This is a genomic window from Exiguobacterium sp. RIT452 (assembly GCF_003598705.1).
Lineage (GTDB): Bacteria > Bacillota > Bacilli > Exiguobacteriales > Exiguobacteriaceae > Exiguobacterium_A > Exiguobacterium_A undae.
On sequence record NZ_QXJB01000005.1, the window covers coordinates 216,508 to 222,507 of the forward strand.

General features: G+C 46.4%; 6 protein-coding genes. 4 read left to right on the plus strand and 2 right to left on the minus strand.

The features are described from left to right. Positions 1-58 precede the first annotated feature (58 nt). Both ntdP and D3D03_RS12635 read left to right on the plus strand, forming a co-directional pair. Positions 59-601, plus strand: coding sequence for a nucleoside tri-diphosphate phosphatase (gene ntdP / locus D3D03_RS12630; RefSeq protein WP_026833778.1), 543 nt, complete (start codon positions 59-61; stop codon positions 599-601). Positions 602-643: 42 nt separating this feature from the next. Continuing rightward, positions 644-2,434 carry an ABC transporter ATP-binding protein gene (locus D3D03_RS12635; protein ID WP_051524882.1) on the plus strand — a complete coding sequence of 597 codons (1,791 nt, stop codon included), beginning with the start codon at positions 644-646 and terminating at the stop codon, positions 2,432-2,434. A 59-nt stretch (positions 2,435-2,493) separates the two neighbouring features. On the opposite strand, the gene D3D03_RS12640 is transcribed toward D3D03_RS12635, so the two are convergent. Further along, positions 2,494-3,792, minus strand: a complete 1,299-nt coding sequence (locus D3D03_RS12640) for a glutamate-1-semialdehyde 2,1-aminomutase (RefSeq protein ID WP_119923749.1) — start codon at positions 3,790-3,792, stop codon at positions 2,494-2,496. 174 nt (positions 3,793-3,966) lie between these two features. On the opposite strand from D3D03_RS12640, the gene perR reads away from it, so the two are divergent. Further along, entirely contained in the window at positions 3,967-4,389 is a 423-nt protein-coding gene (gene perR / locus D3D03_RS12645; protein ID WP_251135550.1) for a peroxide-responsive transcriptional repressor PerR, read from the plus strand. Between the two features lie 15 nt (positions 4,390-4,404). On the opposite strand, the gene D3D03_RS12650 is transcribed toward perR, so the two are convergent. Next, a complete protein-coding gene (locus tag D3D03_RS12650; protein ID WP_012369565.1) occupies positions 4,405-4,767 on the minus strand; it encodes a DUF2614 family zinc ribbon-containing protein in 363 nt (120 codons plus the stop codon). Between the two features lie 134 nt (positions 4,768-4,901). Here D3D03_RS12650 and D3D03_RS12655 point away from each other — a divergent pair, with 134 nt between their 5' ends. Further along, complete coding sequence (locus D3D03_RS12655) at positions 4,902-5,771, plus strand: nucleotidyltransferase-like protein (protein WP_026833774.1); 870 nt, start codon at positions 4,902-4,904, stop codon at positions 5,769-5,771. The last annotated feature ends 229 nt before the right edge of the window (positions 5,772-6,000 follow it).

The window sequence follows — 6,000 nt, forward strand, 5'->3', positions numbered from 1 at the left end:
ATAATAAGCACGAGAGTAGAGAAAAAACTGAATAAAAAGCTTCAGAAAGGAGTAGCACATGAGTCGATTCCCAAAAGAAAGTAGCAAGATTGAGATTCAAAGTTTCAAACATAACGGCAGCTTACACAGAGTTTGGGAAGAAACGCTCGTGCTTAAATCGACGGATGAAGAATTGATTGGATTCAATGACCGGATCATGGTCAGCGAATCGGATGGTCGTCAGTGGCGGACACGCGAACCCGCGATTTGTTATTTTTCGACAGAACTCTGGTTTAATGTAATTTGTATGATCCGTGAAGACGGAATCTACTATTACTGCAACTTAGGGTCACCTTCGACGTTTGATGAAAAGGATCGAGCAGTCAAGTACATTGATTATGATTTAGACATCAAGGTGTATCCAGACATGTCTTACATGATTTTGGATGAGGACGAGTACGAAAAACATCGCCGCGAGATGAATTATCCGAAAGCGATTGATCGTATTCTAAAAGACAACGTCCAAATTTTGATTCAATGGATTCGGAGTCGGAAGGGTCCGTTTAATCCGGCATTCGTTGAAACGTGGTATCGTGAATACGAAACAAGATATCGGAGATGATGGTTCGCCATCGTCTTTTTTTAGTGGAAAGAAGGGAAACACATGGCTAGAACAAAACAAGTACGATCAAAAGAAAAAGGTTCGATCCGGCGATACATGGAATTCGTCAAACCATACAAGAAACAAATCCTCCTGACCGTGTTTGTCGGGATCATCAAATTTTCGATTCCGTTAGGGTTACCGTTACTCTATAAATACATCATCGACAACTTATTATCGGAAACGACTACTGTGCCATTGGCAGAACGCAGTAAAGAGTTGGCGTATCTGATCGGAGCCGGTTTCTTCGTCTTCCTCGTCGTCAAACCACCGCTTGAGTACATCCGGCAATACCTTGCCCAGTGGTCCGCTTCGAAAATTCTGTTTGATGTCCGGAATCGACTGTTTGATCATGTACAGAAATTATCACTTCGGTTTTATTCAAATTCGAAAACAGGTGAGGTCATTTCACGGATCATTAATGACGTCGAACAAACAAAAGATTTTGTCGTGACCGGTCTGATGAACTTGTGGCTCGATATGATTACGATTTTGATTGCGATTGCCATCATGTGGACCATTGATCCAAAGTTGACACTCGTCGCGATCATCCCGTTGCCGTTTTATGCGCTTGCCGTGAAATTTTTCTACGGCCGGCTCCGCAGTCTGACGCGTGACCGGTCCGCGGCACTGGCTGAACTGCAAGGTCACTTGACGGAACGGGTCAATGGCATGGCCGTCATCCGCAGTTTTGCGCTCGAACCCCATGAAAACCGTGCCTTTAAAAAGCAAAATGACGGATTCTTGACAGCGGCATTGCGCCAAACCAACTGGAACGCCCGGACATATGTCGTCGTCTCGACGATTACTGATTTTGCGCCTATTTTGATTTTTGGTGCTGCGGCGTTCCTTGTCTTGAACGGTCAAGAATCGCTTGGGACGATGGTTGCCTTCATCGCCTACATCGACCGTCTGTACGCACCGCTCGGACGGCTCGTCAACTCATCGACGACATTGACCCAGTCGATTGCCTCGATGGACCGGATGTTCGAATTTTTGGATGAACCGTATGACATCACGGAGAAAGCGACAGCTAAAAATCCGGTTGCTGTCAAAGGGAACGTTCAATTTGAAAATATCAGCTTCTCGTATGAAGAAGGGGGCGAACGGGCGATTAACGGTTTGACGCTCGACGTTCAGGCCGGGGAACGGATTGCTTTCGTCGGTATGTCAGGCGGAGGGAAATCAACCCTCGTCAGTCTGATTCCGCGTTTTTATGACGTCTCTTCCGGACGGATTACCCTTGACGGCGTCGACATTCGTGATTTGAAGTTGCGTGGTCTGCGTGATCAAATCGGAATGGTCATGCAAGAATCGATTCTATTCAGTGAATCGGTCGAGATGAACATCAAGATGGGAAATCCGGAAGCGACGGATGAACAGGTCATTGCTGCAGCGAAAGCCGCCAATGCCCATGAATTCATCGAACGACTGCAAGATGGATACAAAACACCGGTCGGCGAACGGGGCGTTAAATTATCAGGCGGACAAAAACAGCGTCTGGCGATTGCCCGTGTCTTCCTGAAAAATCCACCAATCTTGATTCTAGATGAAGCGACAAGTGCGTTGGATTTGGAAAGTGAAGCAATGATTCAAGACTCGCTGGCGCGTCTCGCCAAAGGACGGACGACGTTTACCGTCGCCCACCGCCTTTCGACCATCACCGATGCCGATAAAATCGTCGTCATCGAGAACGGTCAAATTACGGAGATGGGACGTCATGAAGACTTGATGCGTAAACGTGGTGCTTACTTTGAACTGTATGCGATCCAAAACCTAGAGCTCGTCGAATGAAAAAAAGCTATTCCGTAAAAACGGAATAGCTTTTTTATATGGTATGAGAGGGGAACAGCTTACAGTTGTGCGAAAGCGCGATTGACGGCAGCAATCGTTTCGTCGATGTCTGCTTCTGTGTGAGCGGTCGTCAAGAACCAGGCTTCGTACTTAGAAGGGGCAAGGTTGACGCCCTGTTCAAGCATCAGCTTGAAGAAACGGCCGAACATTTCACTGTCTGCACGCTCTGCTCCTAAATAATCAACGACCGTCTCATCCGTGAAGTAGACCGTCAAGGCTCCTTTGAGGCGGTTGATCGTAATCGTGACAGCATGTGTGTCTGCTGCTTCGAGAATACCCTGTTCAAGCTTCGCGCCAAGGCGATCGAACTCTTCGTAAACACCTGGTTGTTCGAGTAACTCAAGGCAAGCGATTCCGGCAGCCATTGAAGCCGGGTTACCGGCCATCGTACCCGCCTGATAAGCTGGACCGAGTGGTGCGACGTGTTCCATAATGTCCTGGCGACCACCGTATGCACCAATCGGCAAACCGCCACCGATGATTTTTCCGAGTGCGGTCATGTCCGGGCGGATATTCAGCAGTTCCTGGGCACTGCCGTACATGAAACGGAAAGCCGTGATGACTTCATCATAGATGACGAGTGCACCATGTTCGTGGGTGATTTCATTGATCGCTTCGAGGAAACCGGGTTGTGGTTCAACAATCCCGAAGTTTCCGACGATGGGTTCGACAAGGACACAGGCGACTTGGTCGCCCCATTCCTTCATGATCTGACGATATGCTTCAATATCGTTGAACGGTGTCGTAATGACTTCTTTGGCAGTTGCTTTCGTCACACCGGCTGAATCAGGTGAACCGAGGGTCGCGGGACCACTACCAGCTGCAATCAGCATCAAGTCCGAGTGACCATGGTAGCATCCGCTGAACTTGACGACGAGTTCACGTCCCGTGTAGGCGCGGGCGACGCGGATCGTCGTCATGACGGCCTCTGTTCCAGAGTTCGTAAAGCGGACCTTTTCCAAAGACGGGATCGCTTGTTGGAGTTTGTGGGCAAAATCGATTTCCAGACGATGCGGTGTCCCGTACAATAAGCCGTTTTTTGAAGCGTTCGTGATCGCTTCCGTAATATGAGGGTGACCGTGACCTGTGATGATTGGTCCGTAAGCTGCTAAGTAATCAATATAACGATTGCCGTCGACATCATAAAAATAAGCACCTTCTCCGCGTTCCATATAAACGGGGGCACCGCCTCCGACTGCCTTATAAGAACGGGAAGGACTGTTGACGCCTCCGACGATACATTTTTGTGCCACTTCGTATAATGCTTCGGAAGTTGGGCGGTTTGCGTGAGTTGACATGATGATTCCTCCAATCATTGATACGTGAAAAATATCACGATATGATTGTATCATGTCCGTCAAACGGGGAGCAGAGCCGTTGACGGAAAGAAAGAATGTAGGTAGACTAATTATAAAGATTACAATCTAATAATCAATGAAAGATAGAAATGAGGGGATGACGTGGCGAACGAGATGCTAGATGATGCAGTACGCTCTTTACGTGAATCAGGCGTTCGGATGACACCACAACGTCATGCGATTTTGGAATATTTAACGACGGGACATACCCATCCGACAGCAGATGAAATTTATCGTGCGCTCGAACATCGTTTTCCAAATATGAGTGTGGCGACGGTTTATAATAACTTACGGGTCTTCCGGGAAAAAGGAATCGTGGAAGAGATGAATTATGGGGATGCGTCGAGTCGCTTCGACTTTGTCACGACTCGCCATTATCATATGATTTGTGAAGGCTGCGGAAAAATCGTGGACTTCAATTACCCTGTTCTTGACGACGTCGAGACGGTTGCTGCCCACTTGACAGGTTTTAAAGTGGATCGTCATCGTTTAGAAGTATACGGAACTTGTCCGGACTGCCAATCGAAGGTGCAATGAAAAAACGAGCTTCCTTTAGCGGGGAGCTCGTTTACTGTGTTTATTGTATTTTTCATCAAATTCTTTACCTTCAAGATTTCGGTCCATCGTCAGCGGTTCGTCGCAGTGCATACATAAATCGACCCGGCCCAGAACCTTCGTTTCCTTTCCACAGTTCGGACAGGTGACAACAGCGGCTTTCGTCGAAGTTAGTCCGATGAGGAAATAAAGGGCTGTACTTGCAAGCACCATGACAAATCCGACCAGCATTAAAATGACCATGATAATTTCGAATTGTTTTAACAAAAGACCGCCGTACATGACAAGCATTCCGCCGAAAACAAGGAACATTGCCAAGTTACGGGCACGGTTTATTTTATTTTTACGTTGTTTTTTCACATGAATTCCCCCTGTAGTCAGTCTAGCATATTGTTGGATCGAGTCTGAAGCAGGAACGGTTGATTTTTTGTCGAAAATGGTAACGGACGAATGATCAGAGTGATGAGTACGGAGCAAAGAAGGGTGAGAGGGAAATGGAACAAGTGACACGCACGATTTATTCGGAATATGCAGCTTATCCGGAGACGCAGGGCATCATCTCCGTTGAAAAAAGACAGCCGAGAGACTCGCTGACGGATCAATTTGATGTCTTGCTTCTAGTGATCACACGTGATCCATCAATTGAATGGACGGTCAAACATTACCGTTTGGATACATTACGTGTTTCGTTACATCTTGTAAACGAACAGGTCTTATCGCGTTGGCTGATTTTAAATGCGAATCGGCGAGCGGTTCATTGGATATCAGAAGGGACCATCATTTTTGAACGAAATGATTATTTAACGGATTTAAAAAAACAATTACTTAATTTTCCGGAGACGGAACGATGTTTGCAAATGTCCCTGTCGTTCGCAAAACTGTTGCGCCGTTTTCAAGACGGAAGAAATCTGTTCAGCCGCGGAAACTACTATGACGCCTATACGCATGTCCACCATGCCTTGCATCATTTGGCACGGTTGTCGGTTCTCGAAAAAGGGGCACACCCGGAAGTCGTCGTTTGGGAACAGGCACGTTTAGACGATCCGGACGTCTACAAGCTGTATGAACAACTATTATTAAGCGAAGAAACATTGGAGCAACGGATTCATTTGGCGTTGATTGGTCTGGAGCACTTGTTGCAGTCCAAGGTATTGTCCGGCGGAAAATACTTATTTGAAGTGATGCGGGAACACGATCGGCCGTGGACGATGTATGAGTTGATGGAAGACGATCGTTTGGAAGAGCTGAAAGTGGACTTAGGCAGTCTGATTGATTTCTTTATTCGTAAAGGGTTGGTTCGTATTTCTTATCAACGGACAAAAGGATTGGGAGTAGAACTCGTAACGTATGAACCGGTCGTCTAATAGACCGGTTTTTTTGATTGTTTAAAATAAAAAACGTCGACATAGTATAGAAGGAAAAAATAACACAATAAAAATTAAAGGAAAAGTGTTGACGTTATTATCTCGAGATAGTATATTAATACATGTCGACAGGCACACGCCGATGACGCGATAAATTAATTTGAAAAAAGGATTGACGCATAAGTTATTCCGTGATATCTTATTAAAGTCGCTGAAAACGACACGACGA